At 69.4% G+C, this 23553-nt stretch carries 22 protein-coding genes and 3 pseudogenes; 10 read left to right on the forward strand and 15 right to left on the reverse strand.

Annotation, left to right across the window (positions count from 1 at the left end; all coding sequences use genetic code 11):
• The first annotated feature begins 118 nt into the window (after positions 1 to 118).
• Together ACE4Q9_RS00005 and ACE4Q9_RS00010 are read left to right on the forward strand one after the other, a co-directional pair.
• Positions 119 to 808, forward strand: a complete 690-nt coding sequence (locus tag ACE4Q9_RS00005; RefSeq protein ID WP_397982096.1) for a hypothetical protein — start codon at positions 119 to 121, stop codon at positions 806 to 808.
• A gap of 36 nt (positions 809 to 844) precedes the next feature.
• Positions 845 to 3736: a Helicase associated domain protein gene (locus ACE4Q9_RS00010; protein WP_397982097.1), complete on the forward strand. Its 2892-nt coding sequence runs from the start codon at positions 845 to 847 to the stop codon at positions 3734 to 3736.
• A gap of 721 nt (positions 3737 to 4457) precedes the next feature.
• On the opposite strand, the gene ACE4Q9_RS00015 is transcribed toward ACE4Q9_RS00010, so the two are convergent.
• The 3 genes from ACE4Q9_RS00015 to ACE4Q9_RS00025 form a co-directional block, all read right to left on the reverse strand.
• Positions 4458 to 7511: an RHS repeat-associated core domain-containing protein gene (locus ACE4Q9_RS00015; RefSeq protein ID WP_397982098.1), complete on the reverse strand. Its 3054-nt coding sequence runs from the start codon at positions 7509 to 7511 to the stop codon at positions 4458 to 4460.
• A 367-nt stretch (positions 7512 to 7878) separates the two neighbouring features.
• Positions 7879 to 8244: a hypothetical protein gene (locus tag ACE4Q9_RS00020; RefSeq protein WP_397982099.1), complete on the reverse strand. Its 366-nt coding sequence runs from the start codon at positions 8242 to 8244 to the stop codon at positions 7879 to 7881.
• Between the two features lie 545 nt (positions 8245 to 8789).
• The gene (locus ACE4Q9_RS00025; protein ID WP_225625893.1) at positions 8790 to 9203 is read right to left on the reverse strand and encodes a hypothetical protein; all 414 of its coding nucleotides are present in this window, start codon (positions 9201 to 9203) and stop codon (positions 8790 to 8792) included.
• A 99-nt stretch (positions 9204 to 9302) separates the two neighbouring features.
• On the opposite strand from ACE4Q9_RS00025, the pseudogene ACE4Q9_RS00030 reads away from it, so the two are divergent.
• Positions 9303 to 10074: pseudogene (locus tag ACE4Q9_RS00030) on the forward strand (transposase).
• 420 nt (positions 10075 to 10494) lie between these two features.
• The gene (locus ACE4Q9_RS00035) at positions 10495 to 10917 is read left to right on the forward strand and encodes a hypothetical protein (RefSeq protein ID WP_397982100.1); all 423 of its coding nucleotides are present in this window, start codon (positions 10495 to 10497) and stop codon (positions 10915 to 10917) included.
• 61 nt (positions 10918 to 10978) lie between these two features.
• Here ACE4Q9_RS00035 and ACE4Q9_RS00040 read toward each other — a convergent pair whose 3' ends face one another.
• Both ACE4Q9_RS00040 and ACE4Q9_RS00045 read right to left on the reverse strand, forming a co-directional pair.
• Entirely contained in the window at positions 10979 to 11371 is a 393-nt protein-coding gene (locus tag ACE4Q9_RS00040; protein WP_397982101.1) for a DUF6415 family natural product biosynthesis protein, read from the reverse strand.
• Positions 11372 to 11415: 44 nt separating this feature from the next.
• Entirely contained in the window at positions 11416 to 11598 is a 183-nt protein-coding gene (locus ACE4Q9_RS00045) for a hypothetical protein (protein WP_397982102.1), read from the reverse strand.
• A gap of 288 nt (positions 11599 to 11886) precedes the next feature.
• Here ACE4Q9_RS00045 and ACE4Q9_RS00050 point away from each other — a divergent pair.
• Positions 11887 to 12105 (forward strand): annotated as a pseudogene (locus tag ACE4Q9_RS00050) (GNAT family N-acetyltransferase); the annotation flags it as partial.
• A gap of 253 nt (positions 12106 to 12358) precedes the next feature.
• On the forward strand, positions 12359 to 12997 hold the full coding sequence (locus ACE4Q9_RS00055; protein ID WP_397982103.1) for an HAD-IA family hydrolase: 639 nt from the start codon (positions 12359 to 12361) through the stop codon (positions 12995 to 12997).
• Positions 12998 to 13049: 52 nt separating this feature from the next.
• Here the strand turns inward: ACE4Q9_RS00055 and istB are convergent, their stop codons facing one another.
• The 5 genes from istB to ACE4Q9_RS00080 all read right to left on the reverse strand — a co-directional run bounded on the left by istB (position 13050) and on the right by ACE4Q9_RS00080 (position 17041).
• Positions 13050 to 13844: an IS21-like element helper ATPase IstB gene (istB, locus tag ACE4Q9_RS00060; RefSeq protein ID WP_222812189.1), complete on the reverse strand. Its 795-nt coding sequence runs from the start codon at positions 13842 to 13844 to the stop codon at positions 13050 to 13052.
• The gene (gene istA, locus ACE4Q9_RS00065; RefSeq protein WP_397987072.1) at positions 13841 to 15475 is read right to left on the reverse strand and encodes an IS21 family transposase; all 1635 of its coding nucleotides are present in this window, start codon (positions 15473 to 15475) and stop codon (positions 13841 to 13843) included. Before istA ends, istB begins: the two co-directional genes overlap by 4 nt.
• An 83-nt stretch (positions 15476 to 15558) precedes the next feature.
• Positions 15559 to 16323 carry a Scr1 family TA system antitoxin-like transcriptional regulator gene (locus ACE4Q9_RS00070; RefSeq protein WP_397982104.1) on the reverse strand — a complete coding sequence of 255 codons (765 nt, stop codon included), beginning with the start codon at positions 16321 to 16323 and terminating at the stop codon, positions 15559 to 15561.
• A 30-nt stretch (positions 16324 to 16353) separates the two neighbouring features.
• Positions 16354 to 16881, reverse strand: a complete 528-nt coding sequence (locus tag ACE4Q9_RS00075) for a DUF6879 family protein (protein ID WP_397982105.1) — start codon at positions 16879 to 16881, stop codon at positions 16354 to 16356.
• Positions 16850 to 17041, reverse strand: coding sequence for a hypothetical protein (locus tag ACE4Q9_RS00080; RefSeq protein ID WP_397982106.1), 192 nt, complete (start codon positions 17039 to 17041; stop codon positions 16850 to 16852). Before ACE4Q9_RS00080 ends, ACE4Q9_RS00075 begins: the two co-directional genes overlap by 32 nt.
• Positions 17042 to 17306: 265 nt before the next feature.
• Here ACE4Q9_RS00080 and ACE4Q9_RS00085 point away from each other — a divergent pair, with 265 nt between their 5' ends.
• On the forward strand, positions 17307 to 17894 hold the full coding sequence (locus ACE4Q9_RS00085) for a hypothetical protein (protein ID WP_397982107.1): 588 nt from the start codon (positions 17307 to 17309) through the stop codon (positions 17892 to 17894).
• Between the two features lie 84 nt (positions 17895 to 17978).
• Positions 17979 to 18500: a DUF6233 domain-containing protein gene (locus ACE4Q9_RS00090; protein WP_397987073.1), complete on the forward strand. Its 522-nt coding sequence runs from the start codon at positions 17979 to 17981 to the stop codon at positions 18498 to 18500.
• 110 nt (positions 18501 to 18610) lie between these two features.
• Here ACE4Q9_RS00090 and ACE4Q9_RS00095 read toward each other — a convergent pair whose 3' ends face one another.
• The gene (locus ACE4Q9_RS00095) at positions 18611 to 19018 is read right to left on the reverse strand and encodes a hypothetical protein (protein ID WP_397982108.1); all 408 of its coding nucleotides are present in this window, start codon (positions 19016 to 19018) and stop codon (positions 18611 to 18613) included.
• 138 nt (positions 19019 to 19156) lie between these two features.
• Between ACE4Q9_RS00095 and ACE4Q9_RS00100 the strand changes: the two genes are divergently transcribed.
• Entirely contained in the window at positions 19157 to 19423 is a 267-nt protein-coding gene (locus ACE4Q9_RS00100; protein WP_397982109.1) for a hypothetical protein, read from the forward strand.
• On the opposite strand, the gene ACE4Q9_RS00105 is transcribed toward ACE4Q9_RS00100, so the two are convergent.
• Positions 19402 to 19710: a hypothetical protein gene (locus tag ACE4Q9_RS00105; protein WP_397982110.1), complete on the reverse strand. Its 309-nt coding sequence runs from the start codon at positions 19708 to 19710 to the stop codon at positions 19402 to 19404. The two genes, ACE4Q9_RS00100 and ACE4Q9_RS00105, sit on opposite strands and share 22 nt — an antisense overlap.
• 79 nt (positions 19711 to 19789) lie before the next feature.
• Positions 19790 to 20866: a replication-relaxation family protein gene (locus ACE4Q9_RS00110; RefSeq protein WP_397982111.1), complete on the reverse strand. Its 1077-nt coding sequence runs from the start codon at positions 20864 to 20866 to the stop codon at positions 19790 to 19792.
• 339 nt (positions 20867 to 21205) lie between these two features.
• Between ACE4Q9_RS00110 and ACE4Q9_RS00115 the strand changes: the two genes are divergently transcribed.
• Positions 21206 to 21658 carry a hypothetical protein gene (locus ACE4Q9_RS00115; RefSeq protein WP_397982112.1) on the forward strand — a complete coding sequence of 151 codons (453 nt, stop codon included), beginning with the start codon at positions 21206 to 21208 and terminating at the stop codon, positions 21656 to 21658.
• Positions 21659 to 22128: 470 nt separating this feature from the next.
• Here the strand turns inward: ACE4Q9_RS00115 and ACE4Q9_RS00120 are convergent, their stop codons facing one another.
• A complete protein-coding gene (locus tag ACE4Q9_RS00120) occupies positions 22129 to 22476 on the reverse strand; it encodes a hypothetical protein (protein ID WP_397982113.1) in 348 nt (115 codons plus the stop codon).
• Positions 22473 to 23477: pseudogene (locus tag ACE4Q9_RS00125) on the reverse strand (relaxase domain-containing protein); the annotation flags it as partial. The pseudogene ACE4Q9_RS00125 and the gene ACE4Q9_RS00120, both read right to left, overlap by 4 nt.
• Between the last annotated feature and the right edge of the window lie 76 nt (positions 23478 to 23553).

Below are 23553 nucleotides of genomic sequence, written 5' to 3' on the forward strand. Positions count from 1 at the left end.
GTCGGGTTCCAGTGTACCGCGTGCATCAGGTTGATGCAGCATGTACCGTTGGCGAAAACACGAGACACCCCATAACGACCTGGGAACCTCCCCGAAATTCCGAGAGGAACGACCGTAGATGACCGGTCACCACGAATCTACCGGACCCGATCTCGCGCTGAGCAGCGATTCCGTGCGCCGGGTGAGCCAGTATCAGACGGCGGGCGTGAACGCCCGGTTGAGGCTGTTCGCGCTCCTGACGGCGCAGGGCGTGCCCGCGAGCGAGGCGGACGACCTGGTGGCCGCGCTGGAGGCCGGTGCGATCGCCGGGGCGCAGAGCGAGGTTGTGGAGCGGGAGGGCATGGCGCCGGCCTCTCGGGGCGAGTTGTTCGCGGACGGCTGGGATGACGGTGTGAGGACGGTGAGCGAGGCCCTGGTGGGCATCGCGGACCGGGACTGGTCCCGGCGCGGCGGCCGGTCAGCCGGAGCCGCTGAACTGGCCGTACACATCGGGGACGTGAGGCAGCGTGAGCGGGCCGACCTGGTGCGGCTGGAGAAGTTCGTCCGGGGGAGCGTCCTGCCGGGCACCCATCCGCACACCACGGCGCGGCGGCGGGTGCTGGAGGCGCTGGGCGAGGCCGGCGGTCTGTGCACGGCCCGGACCCGGAACGCGGACGGGGACGTCATTGTCTGCACGCTCGCTGCCGGGCACTACGACCCGGACGACAAGCCACCCTTCAAGGACGGAAAGCCCGGCGGCTGGCACAAGGCGGATGCGTCGATCTGGAATGACTTGGGCGCGGCCTGCATTCCGCACGCGGCCCTCTGAAAACCACAGGAACTGACCGCTCGGGGAGGCAACGAAATGTCAGCGATTCAGCTCAAGGAACACCAGGTCGATCAGCATTCCGCGTTTCGTAGGTGGGTGGGATTCCCTGCAAGGTCGTCTGTGCCCCCGCAGGGTGCCCGTGCCACGATCGTGTCAGCGACCGGCTCGGGCAAGACGATCACGGCCGCTGCGTGCGCGCTGGAGTCGTTCGCGGACGGCCGGATCCTCGTGACCGTCCCCACTCTGGACCTGCTCGCGCAGACCGCTCAGGCGTGGCGTCTGGTGGGCCACCGGGCCCCGATGGTGGCGGTGTGCTCGCTGGAGAACGACCCGGTGCTGAACGAGCTGGGAGTGCGGACCACCACCAACCCGATCCAGCTCGCCCTGTGGGCGGGGTCCGGGCCGGTCGTCGTGTTCGCCACGTACGCCTCCCTCGTGGACCGCGAGGACATCGACTCACCCGAGGGCCAGCGGAAGGTTCGCGGGCCGCTGGAGGCCGCTCTGGCGGGCGGAGACCGGCTCTACGGCCAGCGCATGGACGGCTTCGACCTCGCGATCGTCGATGAGGCCCACGGAACCGCCGGTGATCTTGGCCGTCCGTGGGCGGCGATCCACGACAACGCCCGCATCCCGGCGGACTACCGGCTCTACCTCACCGCGACCCCCCGCATCCTCGCCGCGCCCCGCCCGCAGAAGGGCGCGGAGGACCAGGCGGAGATCGCGACCATGGCCGACGACCCCAACGGCACCTACGGCGCGTGGATCGCCGAGCTCGGGCTGTCGGAGGCGATCGAACGCGAGATCCTCGCCGGGTTCGAGATCGACGTCCTGGAGATCCGCGACCCCTCCCCCGTCCTCGGGGAGTCCGAAGAGGCCCGGCGCGGCCGGCGCCTGGCGCTCCTGCAGACCGCGCTCCTGGAGCACGCGGCGAAGTGGAACCTCAAGACCGTCATGACGTTCCACCAGAAGGTCGAGGAAGCCGCCGCGTTCGCGGAGAAGCTCCCCGAGACGGCAGCCGAGCTGTACCTGAACGACGCCTCGGACGCCGACCTGGCCGCCGCGGCCAAGCTGCCGAAGTCCTCCATCGACGCTGAGTTCTACGAGCTGGAGGCCGGCCGCCACGTCCCGCCGGACCGGGTGTGGTCGGCGTGGCTGTGCGGCGACCACCTCGTGTCCGAGCGGCGCGAGGTGCTGCGCCAGTTCGCCAACGGCATCGACGTGGCAGGCCGCCGGGTGCACCGCGCGTTCCTCGCCAGCGTTCGCGTTCTCGGGGAAGGCGTGGACATCACCGGCGAGCGGGGAGTCGACTCGATCTGCTTCGCGGACACCCGCGGCTCGCAGGTGGAGATCGTGCAGAACATCGGCCGCGCGCTCCGCCTCAACAAGGACGGCAGCACGAAGGTGGCCAGGATCATCGTGCCGGTGTTCCTGGAACCCGGCGAGGACCCGACCGACATGGTGGCCAGCGCCAGCTTCAAGCCGCTCGTAGCGGTCCTCCAGGGCCTGCGCAGCCACGATGAGCGCCTGGTCGAGCAACTCGCCTCCCGCGCGCTCACCAGCGGCAAGCGCAAGGCCCACGTCCAGCGTGACGAAGACGGGCGGATCGTCGGAGCCGGCGGCGAGGGCGCCGGCGAGGACCAGGAGCAGGACGACACCGACGCCGCTGCCGAGTCGGCCTTGCTCCACTTCAGCACCCCCCGGGACGCGGCCACGATCGCGGCTTTCCTGCGTACGCGGGTGTACCGGCCGGAGTCGCTGGTGTGGCTGGAGGGCTACCAGGCCCTGCTCCGCTGGCGCAAGAAGAACGAGATCACCGGCCTGTACGCCGTCCCGTACGACATCGAGGTCGAGGTCGGCGTCACCAGGGACTTCCCGCTTGGCCGCTGGGTGCACCAGCAGCGCAAGGCGCTGCGGGCCGGGGAGCTGGAGGACCGGCGCAAGACCCTGCTCGACTTGCCGGAGGCCGGGATGGTCTGGGAGCCGGGCGAGGAAGCCTGGGAGAGGAAACTCGCCGCGCTCCGCTCGTACCGGCGTGCCACCGGGCACCTCGCGCCGCGACAGGACGCGGTGTGGGACGACCCGGCCGGCAGCGGCCGCGTGCCGATCGGGCAGCACATGGCCAACCTCCGGAGGAAGGGTGGGCTCGGAAAGGACCCGAAGCGCGCGGCGGAGCGGGCGAAGCAGCTGGCGGCGATCGACCCGGACTGGAACTGTCCCTGGCCGCTGAACTGGCAGCGGCATTACCGGGTGCTCGCCGACCTGGTCGACGCCGACGGCAGCCTGCCCTACATCGCACCCGGCGTCACCTTCGAGGGCGATGACATCGGCACCTGGAGGTGGCGGCAGCAGGAACCCGGCACCTGGGCACAACTCCTCCCCGAACAACGCGAGCGGCTCACCGCGCTCGGCGTACAGGGCGCCTCTCTCCCCGTGACGGCCGCCGCCTCGGCGGAGCTCCGTCCGGCGCTGGCCGCCGCCCTCAAGGGGCCGAAGAAGCCAGGGAGCAAGGCCGAGACGGCGTTCCAGCGGGGCCTGACAGCCCTCGCGCAGTGGGTGGAGAAGGAGGGGAAGCGGCCCGTCCCGCGCGGGGCGGTCGTGGAAATCACGGACGACGGCGAGACGGAACCGGTGAAACTCGGGGTATGGCTCTCGAACACCAAGTCGAGGCGGGACAAGCTCACCGCAGAGCAGCGCACCGCCCTCGCCGCGCTCGGCATGGAGTGGGCGGGCGCGGTACCGGCCGTGGAGGCCGTCCCGGAGCCGCCTGCCTCGCTGCCCGCACAGCCGGCGGCCCCGAAGAAGGGGCGGGTGCGGGAGCACCACGAGGAGTGTGACGAGGAGCTGTACGAAGGCGGGAACTGCACCTGCTGGTCCATCAAACGGTTCGGACCGCCCTCCGAGCGCGACAGCTACTGGGACAACCTCTGACCACTCCCCCGACCCCGCGAGACCCCAGCCCGCCGGCAGGGCCTGGGATCTCGTACGCCAGCCGCGCGGCGGCGGGCCGCTACGGGCGGCGCGGGACGGTGACCCGGACCTCCGCCAGGAGCCGTGAGCCATCCTCCGGCCTACGGGGCGTCGGTGGTGGTGAGTACGCGACCGGCGAGCGGGCCACCCGGGAGTCGGACGATCACAGCGGTACCTCCAATCCGGCGGGACTGTCCCGCCTCACCGTCGCGAAACAGGGCCCACCGGCGTCCGGGTAGTCGTCTGCGGCAACGGGCGCGTACGGGTTGTGCGCATGGTGCGCAACGGCCCGACAGCAGGGACAGCCGCACGGCCAGCCTGCGGGGATGGACAAGTTGTCCCACGCTGGCGCCCGCATAACCCCCGTTGCAGGGCCCGCTTCCCGAATCAGGCCCTGGAACGGATTCAGTTGTCGAAGCCCTTTACTTGTGGGTCACCGCCGTTTGCGCGTCCGCTCAACGAGTGTCACTGCGACACAACTGACGAACTCACAAACGCACACGATCACGACGACAGGGTTCCTGCTGTTGGCGATCAGAACAGCCAGGATGAGGATCTGGCCAAACCACATGACCTTGAATAAGGTGGCCCTTTTTTCAGGGGACCCCTTCCTCTGTTGCACTCTCTACCTCCTGGCCATGCCGGGCGACCACAGATCACGTGTTCTCGGACTGGCCTGTAATTAGCCGTAGTACCACTCCTGCATGAACGCGGCGCCACCGAAGCCGGCCGCCCCGATGACGCACGCTCCCGCGAGATGCCCAAGCGAGTCACTGCCGCCCACAGCCTCGCCAACCACCGCTCCGGCGCAACCGCCGACTGCCGCTCCGATGACGGGGTTGTCGGTTGCCAGGGTTGCCACGACTCCAGCGATGGCGCCGACACCAATACCCGCGATGAGCCCTCCGAGATCTGTGGTACCGGTGGGGTCAACACGGTTGACGGGGTCACCGTCGGCGTAGAGGTAGGGATTGCTTTCCTTGCCGCTGGGGTCGGGTTGGGTGAAGCGGCCGAGGCTGGGGTCGTAGTAACGGGCGCCCATCTTGTACACCCCTGAAGGGTCGAGGTAGGTGCTCGTGTAGCGGAAGGGCTGCTGGGTGCCGGTGTTGGTGCGCGGCTCGCCGTAGGGGCCGTAGGTGTACGTGGCGGTGCGCTTTCCGGAGGCATCGACCAGGCCGATGACGGAGTTCTGGGCGTCGGTGAGGTAGTACTGGCTGCTGCCCCCTCTCCTCATGGCCACCAGGGTGCCCGACGGTTCGCGGACGAAACCGGTCGCGGCTCCGGAGGCGCTCTGCCCGGTGATACCGACCGCGGCGTTGGTGAAGGTGGTGCTGTCACGGTTCAGGCGCTGGGTGTTGTCCACTCCGGCGTAGGTCTGGTTGGTGGTGGTGCCGGACTGGGTGTAGGCGGCGAGCTGGGTGAACGGGGTCCAGTCCTCGCTGGTGCGGGCGCCGGTGGGGCTCGCGGCTGAGGTTTCGTTGCCGGCGCCGTCGTAGCCGAAGCCGGAGTCGGAGTCGTAGGCGGTCAGTTCGCCGGCGTCGTTGTAGCTGTAGGTGTGCTGGGCGTCCGCGCAGGTGGAGGGGAGGCTGGTGCCGGTGGAGCTCTGGGTGCGGTTGCCCGCCTTGTCGTAGCAGTACAACCAACCCGCTGTGGCGGAGCCGTCCTTGGTCTCCACCGCCTTCGTCAGGCGGCCGACGGTGTCGTAGGTGTAGGTGGTGGTGGCGCCGTCAGCGGTGCGCTTGTGGATCTTGTCGGTGTCCTTGCCGCCGGCCGTGTAGTCGTAGGAGATCGACGACAGGATGGTCGAACCGGACTTCACCTCGACCTTGGTGGGGCGGCTGGAGTCGTCCGGGGTGACGGCCTGGGTGGTGCCGCCGGGGAAGGTCGTCTTGGTGCGCTTGCCGTCATTGTTGTAGTCGAACGTCGTTTTCGCACCGCCCGGCTCGGTGACTGAGGTGAGCTCGTTGGCGTCGTCGTAGCCGTAGGTGACGGTGCCGGCGGAGTCGGTGGCGGTGGCCACGTTGCCGGACGGGTCGTAGGTGACCTCTGTCGTGCCGGTGCCGGTGCCGGGCAGGGTGCGGATGCGTTCGCGATTCTGCTCGTCGTAGGTGAACGTCGACGTGCCCGCCTGGGTGGTGCGGGTCTTGAGGTTGCCGTCGGCGTCGTAGGTGAACGTGGCGGTGGTGCTGCCAGCGGTCTGGGTCTTGATCCGGTCGCGGTTGTCGTAGGTGTAGGTGGTGGTGATGCCGCGGCCGTCGGTGACGGTCTTCTGCCGGCCCAGGTCGTCATAGGTGTAGGTGACGGGCTTGAGCGGGCCCGGCGGGGTGACCTTGGTCAGGTTGCCCTGGGAGTCGTAGGTGTAGCTGGTCTTCTTCTGGCGCGGATCGGTGGCGGTGCAGCGCTGGCCGGGCAGGCCGCCGCAGTCCATCGTCCCGGACTTCGGGTTGTAGGTGTAGGTCCACTTTGCGGCGGTGCCGCCGGTGGTGGTGTCGGTGGAGGTGAGCAGGTTGCCGGAATCGTCGTAGCCGTTGGTGGTCTCCTCCGCGGAGGCGGAGGTCAGCGTGTCGGGGAAGTAGCCACTGCCCTTCTTCACCCACGTCGTCGTGGCCTGGGCGCCGGTGGGGAGGGTGACTCCGGAGGGGTTGAAAGCCGAGTCGTAACTGAACTTGGTGACGTTGCCGGCGTCCGGGGTAGCGCCCATGGCGTCGGTGGCGGTGGCGATGTCGTTGTCCGGACCCCAGGACTTGGAGCGGGTGTGGCCGAGCGGGTCCTGGGTCTGCTTGGTGTGCCAGTAGCCGTCGACGGTCTTGAAGGTGTTTTTGCCGCGCGGATCGGTGACGCGGACAGTTCCTTCGGTGTCGGTCTGGTCCTGGCCGAGCAGCCAGCGGAAGGCGGTGGTGTTGCCTGCGCCGGTGGCGTTGTCGACCACGCGGGTGAGGGAAGCGGCCTTGGTGCTGTCCCAGGTGAAGGTGGTCTGCCGGCCCTCCGCGGTGGTGATCTTCGTCAGCCGGTTGGAAGTGTCGTAATCGAAGACGGTCGTCTTGCCGTCGCTGTCGGTGAACGTGTGGATCAAGTCACCGGTGTACGTGTAGCCGATGGAACGACCGGTGTTGTCGGTGACCTTGGTGATGTGGCTGCCGTCGTTGGTGACGGTCAGGGTCCTTCCCGACGCGGCGGTGATCTTGGCGGGGAAGGCGCCGGAGTAGGTGACGGTGGTGGCATTGCCGTTCTTGTCTTCCACCTTCGACACGCGCGCGTCCCCGGTGGTGCCGGAACGGGTGAAGGTGGTCTTCTCCCCCGTACGGCGGCTGGTGAGGGTGAAGGACTTCTTGTCGTCCGCTTCGGTCAGGTCCTGCTTGTAGCCCTTGGCCGGGGTGAAGCCGGAGCCGCTGCGGGCGAAGACGGCCATCGTGCCGGTGGGACCCTCGACCACGACCGCCGTGGGGGTCGCTTCCACGACGCGGTAGTCGGCGCCGGTGGTGGTGTTCCAGCCCGTCTGGCCCAGGCTATTGAAGGTGTTGCCCCACGACAGGCCCGGGCCGGCGTCCGGGATGTCGAGGCCCTTGACGGTCACGAGCAGGTTGCCGTTGTCGTAGTTGACCTGGGCGCTGATCGCGTCGGACACCTGGGCGGTGTAGAACTCCGACCACGGCACCTGCCCGACTCCTACCGGCAGCACACCGGTGTCGGCCGCGGCCGACTTCAGCAGCGGACCGCGCTTGTCGGCGGCCCTCACCGGCGTGCTGGCCGGGGGCCTGGTGGCACCGAGTGGAGTCTTTGTGACCTTGGGGGCGTGAGCGGCGAAGGCGCCTGCCCGTGGCTGGGCTGCGACGGGGAGGGCGGCTGTGATCGTGGCGGTGGCGGTCGCTGCCGCGATGACCGACAGGGGCAGCCATCGTCTGCGCGCGGGTAATGCGGGCATGCGAACATGCACGAGGGTCTCTCCAATGCTTGAGCAAACTGAAGTGAGCAGGGCCCAAGGGGGTGGCACCCGTGCCGGGGTGCCACCCCGCCCTGCGTCGCTGAGGTTGTGATCTGACTGCAGCTGAGGTGGTCAGCTGACGGCAGTGGACTGCCCGGCCAGCGACACCGTCGCGCGGCTGTTAGGCGCAGCGCTTGTCGGTGCGGACGTCGTAGCTTGGCTCGCCGGTGATGTTGATCTGTCCGTAGCCGGAGGTGCACTCGCTGACGGTGTTGGCGGCATTTCCCCAGAACTCCTGGTCGTGAGTGCCGAATACGGTCCGCTTGCCCACCAGTGAGTTGCGGTCGTAGGACCACACGCCGACGGTCAGGTCGAAGGTGATGTTCTTGTCCAGGAAGGACTGCCACATCCAGACGTAGCCGTAGTTCTGCTTGCAGCTGGGCGAGTAGAACTGCTTGACCGAGGCGGTCTTGTCCGTGCCCCGGTAGATGTACGACGTGGTGCCGATCTGATAGGCGTCGGAGCACACGCCAGCTGCCTGCGCCACAGCACTGGAGGGATTACCCGCCTCCGTGCCGGCAGACGTGGCGGAAGTGCCAGAAGACGGAGCCGGGCCCGTACCTGCCGCGGCCACTCCGGTTCCCAGCATCGACAAGGCGGCCCCCGCCGTCATGGCCGCGATCGTCATCTGTGCGCGTCTCACGTTGCACTCCCCCTTGGCAACACACAGCGCAGCCGCCATGAACGTAGACGAGCGCCCGGTCGGCTTGCGCAACGAAGGCGCACCCAGCGGTGCGCGTTCACATCCTCACCAAATCATGAGACGGAGCGGCATATTCCGTAGAGGCAATGCGCTGCGTATTCACAGATACGCTGAGTAGCGCCATGGATTCGAGCCCTGACTACCTGCGTTCTCATGGCTATCTCAAGAAACACCCCCAAAATGAAGGTGTGATGCACCCACAGCTTTCATATGCCCTGCTACTCAACAGCATGTGACATCTTCGACAGGCATGTCATCGGGAACCACGGGCACTCGCAGGAGATTTGCCGCTCGCTAAAGGTTGTCCCGTAAGCCCACGAGGCTGAGGGTCATGCTGCGTCAGGGTCGGTGCCGATGGCGCCGGCCGAGCGAAGGGAACGCCCGAGGTCTCCGGTGAGGATGCGCGGGTGTCGCCGCCACCACCACAGGTCGGGGCCGGGCAGCCTGTGGAACTGGTCGAGTGCTTGGCCGTCGTCGTCGACGGTCGCGGCCCTGTACCGGTCGTCCAGAGCTTTGATCCGCGGGGTCCAGAGCTGGACGATGTGTTCGTCCAGCAGGATCCATGCCTCGTGCAGCCAGTTCCGGCAGTAGAGGTCGTTGGTGTACTCGTAGATGTCGTCGCTGTAGCCGCGCTCGATGGCGCTGACCAGGGCGGCCCACGCGTTCACCCTTTCAGTGACCGTAAACGCCGTTCGCCAGCCGCGCTGGTGCAACAGCTCCCCCACCTCGGTCTCCGTAGCCACGGGCGGAGGATCTCACGCGGAAGCCGTCCGGGCGATCGAGATACCGTCCCGCCAGAGGCTGCGGGCCCTGAAGCATGATCAAGGTGAGACGATCTCGCCGTGGCTGGTGTGATCACGGCGTCGGAACCCTCATGGATAGCCCCGTTCACCGGGCTCAGCCCACGACAGTTCACGAAACTTGTGACCGCGTTGCGGCGGGAGGGCGCCGACCCGGTGAGCAGAGGCCGACCCTGGGGCCTGCCGCTGGAAGACAGATTTCTGCTGGTGGCCGCGTACTGGCGGACGAACCTCACTCTGCGGCAGTTGGCCCCGTTGTTCGGGGTCTCCAAGTCCGCCGCGGACCGGATCATCGCCCACCTCGGGCCATTGCTTGCCCTGCGGCCTCGCACGAGGTTCCGGAAGGACACGGTGCTGATCGTCGACGGCACCCTAATCCTCACCCTGGGACCACACGATCGCCGAGCAGTCGAAGAACTACAGATACTCCACCAACCACCAAGTCGTCATCGACGCCGACACCCGTCTGGTCGTCGCCGTCGGCCGGCCGGTCCTGGGGAACCGCAACGACTGCAAGGCATGGGAGCTGTCCGGTGCGAAGGACGCCATCGGCCGGACCACTGTGATCGCTGACGGCGGCTACCGGGGCACTGGCCTGATCATCCCTCACCGCCGTGACCCCGGTCGGGCCGAACTACCAAGTTGGAAAGAGGAACACAACGCCTCTCACCGCAAGGCCAGGGCCCGCGTCGAGCACGCCTTCGCCCGGATGAAGAACTGGAAGATCCTCCGCGACTGCCGCTTGAAGGGCAACGGCGTTCACCACGCCATGCTCGGCATCGCCCGCCTCCACAACGTCACCATCACCGGCTGAACCGAGCAGGCAGGTCAGCAAGCACGATCGTGATCATTTACGGGACAGCCCTTAGGCGTGCTTGAAATCCAGCACTAATGCCGAACTCACATACGAGGCAAGGGGGTCGGTCGACCCGTGCGGTCTACGACGCTATGACCGTCGGGGCCAGGCCGGACTCCGCCAAGCGAGAGGTGATCTCATGCGACGCACCGAGTACGACGGTGCCCGCAGCGGCTTTCCGATGGGCCCGGCCTAAGGGTCTCCTCCCTGCCTTTGACGTGACGTCGTCCTGGTGGTCCCGGTCCGCTGCGGAGGCGATGGACGCCAACGCCATCCCGGCCGCGATGCCCGCCCTGTGATCTCCGGCTGCGCGCCGGCCGACCGGATCGCCGACGCGCTCTGCACCCCGAATCCGACCGCGTAGGCGAGCGGGCGAACGTGACGGCGTTCGCGGTGCGGCGGTTCGTCGACCGCGGCCTCCTGGCCGACCTGAGTGCGAACCCGGACGGGACGCTGCACCACCCCGGTCAGATCGCGGAGGTCTGCCAACGCGAGGACCTCGCGGACCTGGTCGCCGCCGACACCCCGCTCGGACCCGAGCAGGCCGCCGCCCGCCTCCGGGTCCGACGCGCCGATTGGGGTCACATAGTCCGGTTCGGCTGGGTCCGCTCCCCGCAGTCGATCGAGGTCCGCTTCGGCACCAGCCGGGCCGGAGCCGTCGACGTCGCGCTCTACACCACCGCCTCCGTCGACGCGGCCGTTCCCGCCCACCCCGAGGTCGACTGGGAGCAGCTGCGCGCGGTGGAGAAAGGCCGGCGCTCCCCGCTCGCCTCCCTGAGCCCGGCACCGGCACCCGCGTAATCCTGCTGAGGGTGCAGCCCTGCGCACCCGGGCCCGTGGTCGCGCCGGGTGCGGAGGGTGGTCACCTGGCCTGGGGGCGCGCGGCCTCCAGGCGGTCCAGGCGTTCGTAGAGGGCGCGGACGAGGCGGGCGCGGTTCTGGACGCAGCGCACGGTGCTCTCGATCGTCACGGACAGCCGGCCTTCCGCCTCGCACAGGACGATGTCGGCGAGCGCCCGGGGCCCGCTGTTCTTGGGGAGTTGAGCGGCGCGGCGGCGGACGTCGGAGGCGACGGCGCGGGCGTGGCCGGTGAGCTGGAGGGCGATCTGCTCCAGGTCGCGGGCGGTGAGGGCGTCCTGGTCGGTCCAGGCGAGGACGGCCTTGACGAGGCTCTCGTACGGCTCGCGGTCGAGGGGGAGCTCCGCCTCGATGTGCCCTTCGGGGTCGTGCAGGACCGTGTGCGTGCTGGTGTGCATGGCGACCCTCGCTGCTGGGGAGGTATCGCGCGGATGGCCGGCGGTCACTGCTGCGGGTCCTCGCCGCCGGGGCGGTCGTCCTGGTCCTCGGTGTGCTGGGCGAGGAACCGGGCGAAGCCGCGGTCCGCGCGGGCGAGGAGGCCCGGGGAGGGGACGCCGTAGGCAGGCGACTGGAGGCCGCGGCCCTCGATGGCCGGGGCGGTGGATGCTAACCGGCACGGCAGCACCAGCCGAAGCCACGAGCCGCCGGTTCCCTCGAATGGGCGAGGCCCCGGCGGCTGCTCAGGCCGGTCCGGCCGCCGGTGGTGTGGTGACTTCGGGATCGGTCCCGCTTTGCGGTCAGGGCCGGCGGCGGAGCCAGCCGCGGCCCCGGCCGAGCTCGGGGGCGTCCTCCGGCTCCGGGGCGTGAGGCACCACCGCTCCCCGGTTCCGACTGGTCGCAGAGCTGAACGACCTCGTTTGCGTGGTTGTAATCAACTTGCTGCCCGCCTCGTCGGGCGGGCAGGGTCTGGATCATGCTTGAACTACGTACCTTGGAAGCAGACGACTGGCTACTTTGGCGGGAGTTGCGACTGGCCGCGCTTGCTGAGGCGCCCTACGCGTTCGGATCGACGCTGACCCAGTGGCAGGGCTCCGGCGACCGAGAGGAACGCTGGCGTGCCCGTCTGTCGATTCCTGGCGCGCACGATCTCATCGCGCTCCTCGACGGCTTCCCAGTGGGCATGGCCAGCGGTGGCTTCGATCACTTCTTGCGACAGCGTTTGTTGACGAGTTCTGACGTCGTCGCCCGGCCGAGGACTCCGCGGTTCGTCACGAGTTTTGAAGGCCGATGTAGCGGAGTCGTGTCGGTGGCTCGCAACAGGGCTGCCACAAGGTTTCAAGATCGCTTGACCTTGCCCCAGAGGGAAGGGCGACAGTGTCTCCGTAGATCAAATGAGCGAGCGGTGTGCGCTCGCCAGCCGGGCAGGACGAAGAGGGGGAGTTCGAGTGACGGCGACCTGCGTCATTCTCGATATCGGTGGCGTGCTGGAGATCACGCCGGAAACGGGGTGCGTGCAGCGGTGGGAAGAGCGGCTGGAGTTGCCGCTGGGCACTGTGCATGAGCGGATGCATGACGTGTGGCAAGCCGGGAGCATCGGGAGTATCAGTGAACGAGAGGTTCACGAGCAGGTGGCAGCACGCTTGGGGCTCGACGCGCCCCAGGTTGAAGGCTTCATGGCTGATCTCTGGGCGGAGTACTTGGGAACGCCTAACGAGGAGCTCATCGCTTATGTGCGTGGGCTGCGAGGAAGCTGCAGGCTGGGCATTCTGAGCAACAGCTTCGTCGGCGCCCGGGAACGGGAGACGGCGCTGTATCACTTCGACGAACTGGTCGAGCAAATCGTGTACTCGCATGAGATCGGCGTTGAGAAGCCGGACCCGCGTGCCTTCGAGGCCGTATGCGCCAGCCTGGAGGTGCGGCCGGAGAGCTGTCTGTTCATCGACGATCTCGCAGTCAATGCTGAGGCTGCTCAGGCAGCGGGCATGCAGGCACATCTGTTTGAGGACAACGCACGGACGATTACGCGCATCGCAGCCCATCTGGACGCTGGTCCCCGGGTTGTAGGGCCTGTCCCGCTCGGGTGATGTCGGCCTGGCCGGCCTTCAGCGGTTGCCGGCCAGGCGGTGGAGTGGTTGATCAGCCCGCTTCTGCGTGTTCGGCACGGGCTCGGGTGCTGGCCAGGCGGTAGGAGTCGGTTCCGGTCTCGATGATGGTGCCGTTGAAGGTGAGCCGGTCGACGATGGCGGCGCAGAGACGGGGGTCGGTGAAGGTCTTCGTCCAGCCTCCGAACGACTCGTTTGAGGCGATGGCGACGCTGTTCTTCTCCTCCCGCTCGGTCAGAACCTGGAACAGCAGTTCGGCGCCGTGCCGGTCCAGTTCCATGTATCCGAGCTCGTCGATGCACAAAAGGTCGACGCGGCCGTAGCGGGCGATGGTCTTGTTCAGCTGCTTCTCGTCGGCGGCTTCGACCAGCTCGTTCACCAGTTTGGTGGCGAGCGTGTAGCGAACGCGGTAGCCCTTCATGGCGGCCTCGGTGCCCAGAGCGATGAGCATGTGGGACTTGCCGGTGCCGGAGTCGCCGATCAGGCAGAGCGGCTGGCTCTTCTTGATCCACTCGCAGCTGGCGAGGGTGTTGATGGTGGCCGCGTCGATGTTGGGGTTGGCGTCGAAGTCGAAGGTCCGCAGTGATTTCTCCCTCGGGAACCCGGCTGCCTTGATCCGCCGTTCCGAGCGTCGGCGGGCCCGGTCGTCGCACTCCGCCATCAGCAGCTCGGCGAGGAAGCCGCGGTAGGTCATCTGGTCCTTGGCGGCCCGGTCGGCGATGTCGGCGAACTCGTTGCGGATCGACGGCAGCCGCAGCAGACGGCAGGCGGTGTCGATGGCGGTGGTGGCGGCTTGCTCGGTCAGTCCTCGCTGGCGGGGCAGGGTCACTGTGCTTCTCCCTCTCGGTGGTCACCGCCGCTGGCGCGACGTCGGAGCAACTGGTCGTAGGGCGTCACCGAGGGCAGTGGCCTGGTGTCCGGCGGCAGGTGGTTCAGCTTCCACTCGTGCAGGAACGTCACGGTCGCCGACGGCTGCCCGGTGCCCAGCGCAGACGAGGTGACTGGAGCGGGTTCGTCCTCGGTCTGGGCGGCTTTGCGGGCCTCCAGGGCGACCGCGTCCGCGGTCAGGGCCCCGGCCCGCAACGCTGTCGCCAGACCGGCGACCAGGTGCTCATGCGGGATATGCCGGGCCATCAGGAGCACCTCGATCAAGGCCCGGGTGCCCTCAGTGTCGCCGTGTGCCCTGACCGCTGCGGCCCACCAGGCGTCATGGACAGGGGTGAACTTGCCGGCGGAGCGGGCCTGTTCGAGTGCGGTCGCGCCGGGGAAGGCGCCTGGCTTGCGGATCAGGGCTTCGAGGTAGTGGTCCAGTTCCAGGCGGCAGCTGCCCTTGGCGATTAGCCGCTCGTGGCGGGCCGCTTCCACATTCTTGTCGTAAACCACCAGGTGAGAGGCGTGCAGCATCACCCTGACCCGCTTGCCGATCAACCTCACCGGCACTGAGTAGCGGTTGGTGCGGACCGCGATCTGGCTGTAGCGGTCGACGCGAGGCGTGAACACCCGTCCGGTCTCGAACGGCTCCTCGGGCAGCGGCATCAGCAGCGGCCGCTCGACCTCGAAGTACTCGTCGATCGTTCGGGGTCGGGATCCGATCCGGCGTCGGCCGTCGTGCTGGTCCCACTGCTCGACCAGTTCGTTCAGCTCCGCCAGTGACTCGACCTCGGGCACTGGGGTGAAGTGGTTGCGGCGGAAGTAGCCGATCTGCCCCTCGACTCCGCCTTTCTCGTGAGCGCCGTCGATGCCGGGCCGGCAGTAGAAGCTCTCGATCCCAAAGTGCGATTTGAAGGCGATCCACCGGTCGGTCTCCACCCTGGCCCGGCTCAGGCCCAGCACGCGGGCAACGGCGGCCTTCAGGTTGTCGTAGCGGACCTTGCTCCGTGGGACACCGCCCAGCGTCCGCAGGGCGTGCACGTGCCCTTCGAAGAAGGCTTCCTGGCCGCAGGAGGCGAAGACGCGGTGGACTGCCTTGCCCGAGTACGACAGGCGGAAGGAGAACAGGTAGCAGGTGACCAGTTCGCCGGCGAGGCGCACGCTCACGTCGCCGAAGTCGACCTCGGCCTCCATGCCCGGCTGGTGGGTCTGCGGCACGAACGCTTCCAGCGGGGCCTTGCCCGACTCCACCAGGATCCGAGGCTTTCGGTCCGCGACGTAGCGCCGGACCATCTGGTAGGAGACGTCGGCGCCGTGCTCTTCGACCAGGCGGTGGAAGAGGCGCGTGACCGTGTGCCGCTGCTTGCGCGGGGCATCCAGGTCCGCCCGGAGGATCTCGTCGATCACCGTCTTGTACGGATCCAGCGCGGTCGGGCGTGGCGGCAGCTTCTTCCGAGGCTCTGGCCAGACCGAGTCCACGGCCCTGCGGACCGTCCGCCACGACACGTTGTGCTTGCGCTCGATTTCCCGCATCGTCATGCCGCCGCGGTGGTCGCGCCGGATCGCGGCGTACAGCTCGACCTTCGACATCTGCGGCATGACCAGGGCCTTTCACCAGGAACACCCCGATGCTCCCGTGGCAAGGACCCAAGTGCCGTCAAAACTCGTGAACATCACCCGACCGTGGATCTGGGTGCCTCCCGAACCCGTGAACAACTGACGACGCAACTCGTGAACAAAGCCATGTCGTCGTGGACGTAGAAGGCTTCCAGCGGCCACACGGTGCGCTGCGCGGTGAACGGGATGATCCCCAGCGAGACGGACGCGAGCGGCATCACGGCCAGGAGGTGGCGCAGCTGCCCGCGCATCGCCTCGGGGTCAGCGGTGCGGAAGCGCAGGACGGACTCCTCCATGAGGACGACGTAGCGGTGCCCGCCTTCGTAGAGGAACCGCGAGCGGGCGACGCGGGCGGCGACGGCTTCGGCGACGTCGTCGGGGGTGCCCTGGAAGCGGGTGATCTGGTTCATCAGCGCGGTCGCGAACGCCGGCGTCTGGAGAAAGCCGGGCGGCACGTTGGACAGGTAGACCCGGCAGTGACGGGTCTGCTCATGGAGGGCGAGCCAGTCCTCCTGCACCTGGCGCATCCCGTTGCGGTGCAGGCGGCGCCACTCCATGTACATCGAGTCGACGGCGCGGGCGGTGGCGATGAGGTCGTCGGCCTGGTCGTCCGCGCCGCACGCCGCGCACCAGGTGCGAATATCGCTGTCGGAGGGCGCGGCCGCGCCCTTCTGGATGCGGGTGGTCTTGGCGGGGTGCCAGCCGCACCGGGCGGAGAGTTCCTTCCCGGTGAGGCCGGCGTCCTTGCGCAGGTGCGTGAGCCGCACGGCGAGCGCCTCGCGGGCCGCCTGAGCGCTGGACGAGGGGGAGGCGGTCGTCATGACGTGCGTGGCCCTTGGGTTGTGCGTCGGTCAGATGCGGTAGTCGGCGTGGTCGGTGGCCAGGTCCCACACCGCGCGGAACGCCTCCACGCACAGCTTGATGGCCTGCGGGTCGTCGGTGTGGTCGGGCTCGAGGGCCTGGCCGTCGCCGGAGAAGATGTTCCAGCGCACGAGGCGGTCGTCGATGAGCCAGAAGTCGTTGCCGGGCAGGGCGAGGGTGGAGGCGCGGCGGCGGGGCAGCCAGCGGACCTGTTCGCCGGCGCGGCAGTTGGCGTCGGTGATGGCGTGCTCGAAGCGGATGTAGTCGGTGACGGGCTCGGAGACGATCCGGGCCCGGCGGACCTTCACCCCGCGGGCGACGGTCCGTTCCACCAGGGGCAGCCAGCCGCTCCAGTACTCCGAGTCGTCCGCAGGCACGCTCCCGTCCCGCAGGAACGCCTCGAAGACCTCGCGTTCCTCCCCCACGGCGTAGACGTCGCGGAGCTCCAGGTGCAGGGCGTGGGCCTGGGCGGAGTCGAGCAGGTCCTCAAAGCTGGGTGCCGGCGGCCTCTGCGGCATCGCACGCCCTCCTGATCTGCTCCACCATGCTGACCGGGATCCGGACGATCCCCTCGTCGTCTGCGGGCGGACTGTCCTGACTGCAGGTGGCCCGCATCGCCGCGTCGGCGAACTTGCCCTGCAGAACCAGTTCCGGGCCCTGGGCGGTGTCGGTGTCCACCCACACCGCCGGGCAGTTCCCTCCACCCGAGTTCGGGTCCGTGCCGAAGAAAAGTAACGCCATGATCGCCTCCGGAGAAAGCCAGTTGCGGAGAGTTGCGCACTGACCGTCCCGCAGGCGGATACTGGCGTCAAGGGCGTCTTGCCGGGCCAGGCCGACAGTGCTGGTGGCGGCATTTATGCGGGGCGCGGACAGATTTCGCCGAGAACGGGCCTGATTCGGCTGACCGCCGGACGGCTGTGGTGAGGGTTCCTACGCTCCGATCATGAACTGGACGAATGCGCTGGCGATCTTCGGTGCCGTCACCGGGGCCAGCGGCCTGGGCTGGCAGATGTGGAGCCACCGCCTCACAGGCGGCCGGGTGGAGGTCCTCTCCACCCGACTCAAGCGGGACGGCCGGTGGTGGGTGCGCACCGATGTCTCGAACGTCGGCCGCTTGGACGTGACGATCGTCGGCTACTCCGTCTGGCGTGACATCCCCGGGCATCGCCTGAAGCGGGCGGTGTGGAAGCTGCGGGCCGTCCGGCGCCTGGGGTGGAAGCGGGCCCGGCGCATCCAGGTGTTGTTCAACCCGGCGGTGCACTTCGGGGCGCCGGTGCAGGTCGGGAGCGAGGCTGAGCGCATTGACCTGCCGTTGGTCCTCAAGGCCGGCTCCATGGTGTCGCTGCCGCTCATCGGGATGGAGGTGCCCAATCGGATAGGCCGGCAGCTTCGGGTCTCCCTGCACCTGGGTACCGGCCGCATCATCCGGGCCGACGTCCACGACGCCGACGCTCTGGAGCCCCTACGGATCGACCTGGACGAATACACCGGCGACTGGTCCTTGCACATCGGCCCGCCCACGACCGACTGACCGGACGCGTAACCGGGCCTTCGAGGGGCGGCGGGCGCTTACCGTGGGGCCGTGACCCCACCTTCCGATGACGTAGCCGACCCGGTGCCGGTGCGGGTCGTGCTGCCCGCCGATCCGGTGCTCAGTCATCCGGAGCAAGAGGTCGTCGCGCGGCTGTGGAGACGGCGGCAGACCGAGACGGGCTGGTTGTACCTGGTGGGGCTGCCGTCGTACCGGGACCTCGAGGACGGCGGCGTGGAGGCGGCGGAGTACCAGGTGTGGGTCCGCGCCCCCGACCATGTGCGGCCGGTCGACGGCGTCGACTACGACCAGGTCCCCACCGAGCCGCTTCCGCCGGCTCCGCCGACGTCGGTGGTTCGCGAGTTCCTCGGGGAGCGCCGGCCTTCGGGCTGGGTCCTGGCAAAGGTGCGTGAGGGGCGGGGCCCGGCCCGGGGCGTGCTGCACGCGCCGGACTGTGAAGAGGCACCCGAGGGAGCGCCGCTGCTCGATGTGCAGCGGGCCCTGGACGTCGCGGAGAACCCGGGGACGCAGTTGTGCACGCTGTGCGGGTGCGCTCAGGAGCTGACGCCGCTGCTGAGCGGCTTCGACCACATCACCGGCTCCTGACCCGACCCGCTACCGAGGCCGAACGTGAGCGGATCCGCCGGCCTCAGCTTCCGGCCGGTGACGGTGACACCGCCTGAGCGCTCCAGACCCGCCGGGCGCCGCGGCCGCCGCTACTCGGTGGTGTGCTCGGGGTCCGGCAGTTGGGGCGGGAAATGGCGCTCCAGGATCTCCACCCACCGGTGCAGGACCACGAAGCCGGTGGTGTCGGCCTGCGCCTGGACCAGTTCGGTCAGGGCGTCGACGAACGGCTGGGCGGGGCTGTCCGGCGGCAGGGTTTCGGCAGCGTGCTTCAGCCGCTCGTGCACGGTCGGGAAGAGCTCCTTGGCCCACTTGTCCTGTTCCTTGATACGCCGGGAGCCTGCCTCCAAGCTGATCTGCATGACGGTCCACTCCGGACAGTCGGAGGTGTGCCAGATCTCGTACGGCGTGCCGCCCGCGACGCGGACGTTCTCCCGGGCGGGGCCCGCTGTGCAGTCCGGGCACAGTTCGCCCGGCGTCTCCGCGAAGCCGTTCTTCATTCTTCTCGCTCCCTCCGCCTGGAAGGTCACGAGCCTGCCACGGAAGATAACGCGATGACCAGGGCTTTGCCGCGAGGCCTTCGCACGAGGCAGAGGCAGGGGTGGCCTTGCGCGGGGTCGGTCGTCCAGGGTGGGGCAATGAGCGCACTGCGACCCGGTGACATCACCGACGAGATGATCCAGGCCATGGACGCGGCCAAGCGGCAGGGACTACAGAAGGATCTGCGCGCCCTCGCCGCCAACATCCGCGCCGACGCCGAAGGCCGCTACGACAGCGCGGAGCCCGGATGGCGCTCCGGTGTCGAATGGACGCTGCTGTGGATCGAGAACACCGCCAGCCAGCTGACCGAGGGCAGGCCGGACGCGGGTGCCGGCGGCCGGGGTCAGGGCGTGTCTCCGGAGTAGTAGAAGCGGCACAACAAACCCGGGCCGCCCGATGGGCGCGGGTCGTCGGGGCGCGGGTCGTACAGCGCCCGCCCGCCGGGCCACCGCCCCAGCTCGGTCATCAGGGCGACACCGTCGTCTATCTCTTCTGGCCGCCAGCCCGTGATGTCGAGCAGCAGGCCGTCCAGCGGGCCGCCGACCAGCGCGGCGTACGTCTGGTGCGGCAGCGGGCCCGGGTTGGGGTCGTCGTGGTCGTGGTCGTGGCCGTACACCCGGCCGCGCAGCAGCTGCTCGTCACCATCGTTCATCCGACCAGCCTCCCAGCCGCCACCGACAGCCGGACAGAGCCGGCGGGCCCGGCCTGGGTGGAGGCCGGGCCCGCTGCGCTCACCACGGCTTGGGCAGCGCCGTCAGCGCCCGCCGATCCTCACCGCGGCCAACGACCCGCCACACCGGCCGGTCGGCCCCATCATGAGTGAGCTGGTGCAGGGTCGTCGTCGCCACGGTGATCCGCCAGTTCGGCTGGGCACGGTCGTGGAAGGCGGCCTCCCTCGTGTCCGGGGCCGCACGGCGCGGGGCCGGGGCGAAGACGAACAGCAGCGGCGGGAAGGGCCGCTCCAGGGACGGCCCGGCGTAGGTCTCCTGCCAGTGGCTGCGCGGGACGCGGGCGGCGTTGCCGCGCCCGGACGCGGGGGCGCTGCGGTAGGACTCGTAGCGCTCCAGCTTGGCGAGCAGGCGGGCGTAGGACATGGTGCGGTCGATCTCCACGAACGCGCTGGAGCCGTCGGCCAGGAGCGCCACGGCGTCGGGCACGAGGTTCCCGGCCGGGGTGGGGTGGGCGACTTCCACCCGCCAGTCGGCATGGTCGGCCATCTCCGCCTGGTGGAAGGCGATGACGGTGTCGACCAGGGCGAGGCCGTGCTCGCGCAGGCCCGTCTTGCTGGCCGCGATGCGCTTGCCTGTCGTGCGGCCGGTCGTCGGCGCGAGCTCACCGGAGGCGGCGGCTTCGGCGAGACCCGCCGGGGTGCAGTACCAGTAGCTCTGCTGGGCGCGGTGGGTTCGGCCGACCAGGGCCGGGGACTCGTCGAGCAGGTTGCGCAGCGCGCGTCGCACGTGGTCGGTGTCCTGCTGATGGGGCAGCAGCAGTGCCTTGAGCTGGCGGGGTGTGGCCAGGCGCAGCTGGGCGAGGGTGAGTAGGGCCTCGCCGCGGAGGTCCGCGCCGGCCTTCGTCGCCGCGGCTTTCCGGGGGCGGGACGCTTCTACAGGTACATCAGTACCTGTAGAAGCGGAGTTGCAACCGGCCGGGGCAGGCGAATCGGGGGTCTGATCAGCAACAACCGTCAGACGGCGGCTGGAAGCTGCGGGGCTGGGAGCGGGGCTTGTCGCAGGGCTCGGAGCGGGGCTTGCCGTCGCAGCGGTGCCCGCCAGGGCCGGCGGGGTGTGCGGGTCGGGTGCGGTGGTCATCGCGTCCTCGGGTTCCTCCGGCCGTGCGCGGCCGGGTCGGCAGTCGTCCGGCCCGCGCGGATCTGCGCACGGGCCGGAGCCACCGTGTGAAGCCACCCCTTGACCGCGGTCTGACAGCCACCGACACCAAGTGCCCGATTCCTCCTCGACCGCCCCTTGCAGTCCGGGTCTGTCCGTGACTGGAGTCACGCCCGCACCGCGTCCCGGAGCGCGGACTCTGTCCACAGGGCGGGGCTCTGAGGATCGCTTCTGAGGCTGCCGCGATCGGCGCAGCGGCCCGTACGTGAGGAGCTTTCCGTGATTTATGTTCAGAACCCACCTCTGTCCCAGGTTCCCGGCGTGCCGCTCGTTCCGTTGACGCCGGATGCGGCGATCAGCGCCTTCGGCTACCTCCGTGCCGTTCAGGCCGGTGACACCGAAGCGGCTGCCAAGCTCGCCGACGCCGATCCGCGGATGCCCGCGCTGCTCGTCGACATCGCCGAGCGGATCATCGTCCCGGTCACCGCCCTGTGTGGTCTCGACCCGGACCCGTGCGACGACTCCTTCGCCCTGGAGGCCGTCGGGCAGGTCCTCGTGGCCACCCTGCGCAACTGGTCGGTGGTGGCCGGGCCGCACACCGCGGAAGGCATCGCCCGCGCAGTCATCGGCTTTGTCGCGCACATCCTCACCGAGGAGGACCGCGAGGACGTCTCCGACGTCCTGCGCGAGCTGGAGGCCGTCGGCGTGAGCCAGGCCCTCGAGGTGCATCCCGCACCGGACGGTGCGCACCCGGTGCGCCTGACCATCGTGTAGCGCGCACCCGAGATCGGCGGTGGAGCGCACCGTGCGCACCGGGTGTGCACCGCCACCGGCCAGGTCCACCGCACCGTGCGCACCACCGCACCGCGCCAGGCGCGCCACCGGCGGCGGGCTCCTATATCACGCACCCCCTTGACCGCGGTCTGATCGGCGACCGGAAGCGCTGTGGCAAGGAAAAAGGGGCCGGGTAGCAGAGGAGGACAAGGGGGCGCGCTTCCAGGTAGCAGACCTCACGCGCGCACCCTGCCGCACCTGAAGAAGGGGTGCCGGTGCGCGCACCGGGTGCGGTGGACATCGCGGTGCGCACCACAGTGGCGTCCATCGTCATCCGGCGCACCGCAAGTGGAGTCCACTCGGTGGAAGCCATCGGGTGGACTCCACTCAGTGGACCCCATCGGGTGGCTCCACCCGGTGGGCTCCATCGGGTGGGCTCCACCCGATGGGCTGGACGGTGCACGGAATCGTCACCACAGCCAGGCGTTGGAGTGCCGCACCCGGAACAGGGCGCGGGCGTCGCGGCGCGCGGCGGCGTTGCCGATCCGGTTCTGCCGGGGGCGGGGCCGGCGCGAGTTCCCGGCGGCGAGGCGGCGCTTCCCGGCTTCCTGAAGTCGCTTCCTCTGCTTGCGCAGTTCCGCATTCTTCTCGGCCTTCGACTTCGGCTTCCGGGGGCGCTTCCAGATCGGCTGCCACCCCAGGGGCTCGTCGGGCTCGGGCTCCTGGTCCTCGGTGAGCGCGGCGGCCATCTGCTCGCGGGCGGCACGGGCGCGGGCGAGGGCGTCGTCGGGGTTGGGGCGTTCTTCCGGGGTGTTCACGCGACTCCTCCTTGGGTTCGACCCGGCGCGGGTTGGGAGCCGGGGTGCTGGGTGTGCGGCGGCGGGGCCGTCGCCGGGGTGCGCTGCGGGCGAAGGCCGTGGGCGACTTCGCGCGCCCGCCGGCTGTCCTGGAGCGTGGCGGCCACCTCCGCGGCGGCGGCTTCCAAGGTCTGGCGGGTCCGTTCCACCGTGTCGACGCCGGTCTCCAGCTCGGGAAGGCGGCTGTCCTTCCGGCCGTCGCGGAATGGCCGCGGGTGCGACCTCGAGGCGGTCGGCACGGCGACGGCGTACGGCCGGGTGCGAGAGCCCAGACGCTCCGCACGGCGCACAGCGTGGACCCGGGCGGCCAGGGCGTCGGCGGCGAGGCGGGCTCGCTCGTACTGCGGGGCGGACCTTTTGCGGGTCAGCGGGCGCAGCACGGCCTGGTCCTCGGTGTCGCGCGGGTACAGGGCGCGCAGGTCGGCGGTCATCATCCGTCGGCTCGCCGGGCGGGTGAAGTCGTCGACGACCGTCTGCACGATCTGTTCGTCCAGGCCCGGCTCGTGGGGCCGACCGCGCAGGACGTAGGAGATGTGGCGGCGGGCCTCGGCGAGCAGGTGGTGGCGCTTGAACGCGCCGCGCATCACGTACACCACGGCGACGACGTCGACGGCCGCCAAAGCGATGTCGACCACCGGCCGCACCCGCGCCCACACCGCCGCGGCCGCCGCCCGCGCTCGCTCGGCGAGCCGGTAGACGGTGCAGGCGCCGAACGCCCGGATTGCCGATTCCCGCCATCGCCTGCGGAGCTCGGTCAGGGACAGCAGCTCCTTGCGCTTCGGTGAGCGGGTCTGGTCGGCAGCCTGGCAGGCAAGCGCATAGCCGGCCTTCTCCCCCGGCGCGTGGCCCTGCCGTTCCTCGTACTTGTCCGTGAGGACGGACAGGGCGTCCTCGATCTGCTGGCGGCGGGTCGACTGCCAGCCGATGAGACGCCGGTCGATGCCCGCGATGTCCATGACGGGCCCGACCGCCGCCGGGCGACCCCGTCGACGGGACGGGTGGTCACCACGCACATGCCGGAGGGGGCGACGGCGGTGC

This window comes from Streptomyces sp. AM6-12, assembly GCF_044327085.1.
Lineage (GTDB): Bacteria > Actinomycetota > Actinomycetes > Streptomycetales > Streptomycetaceae > Streptomyces.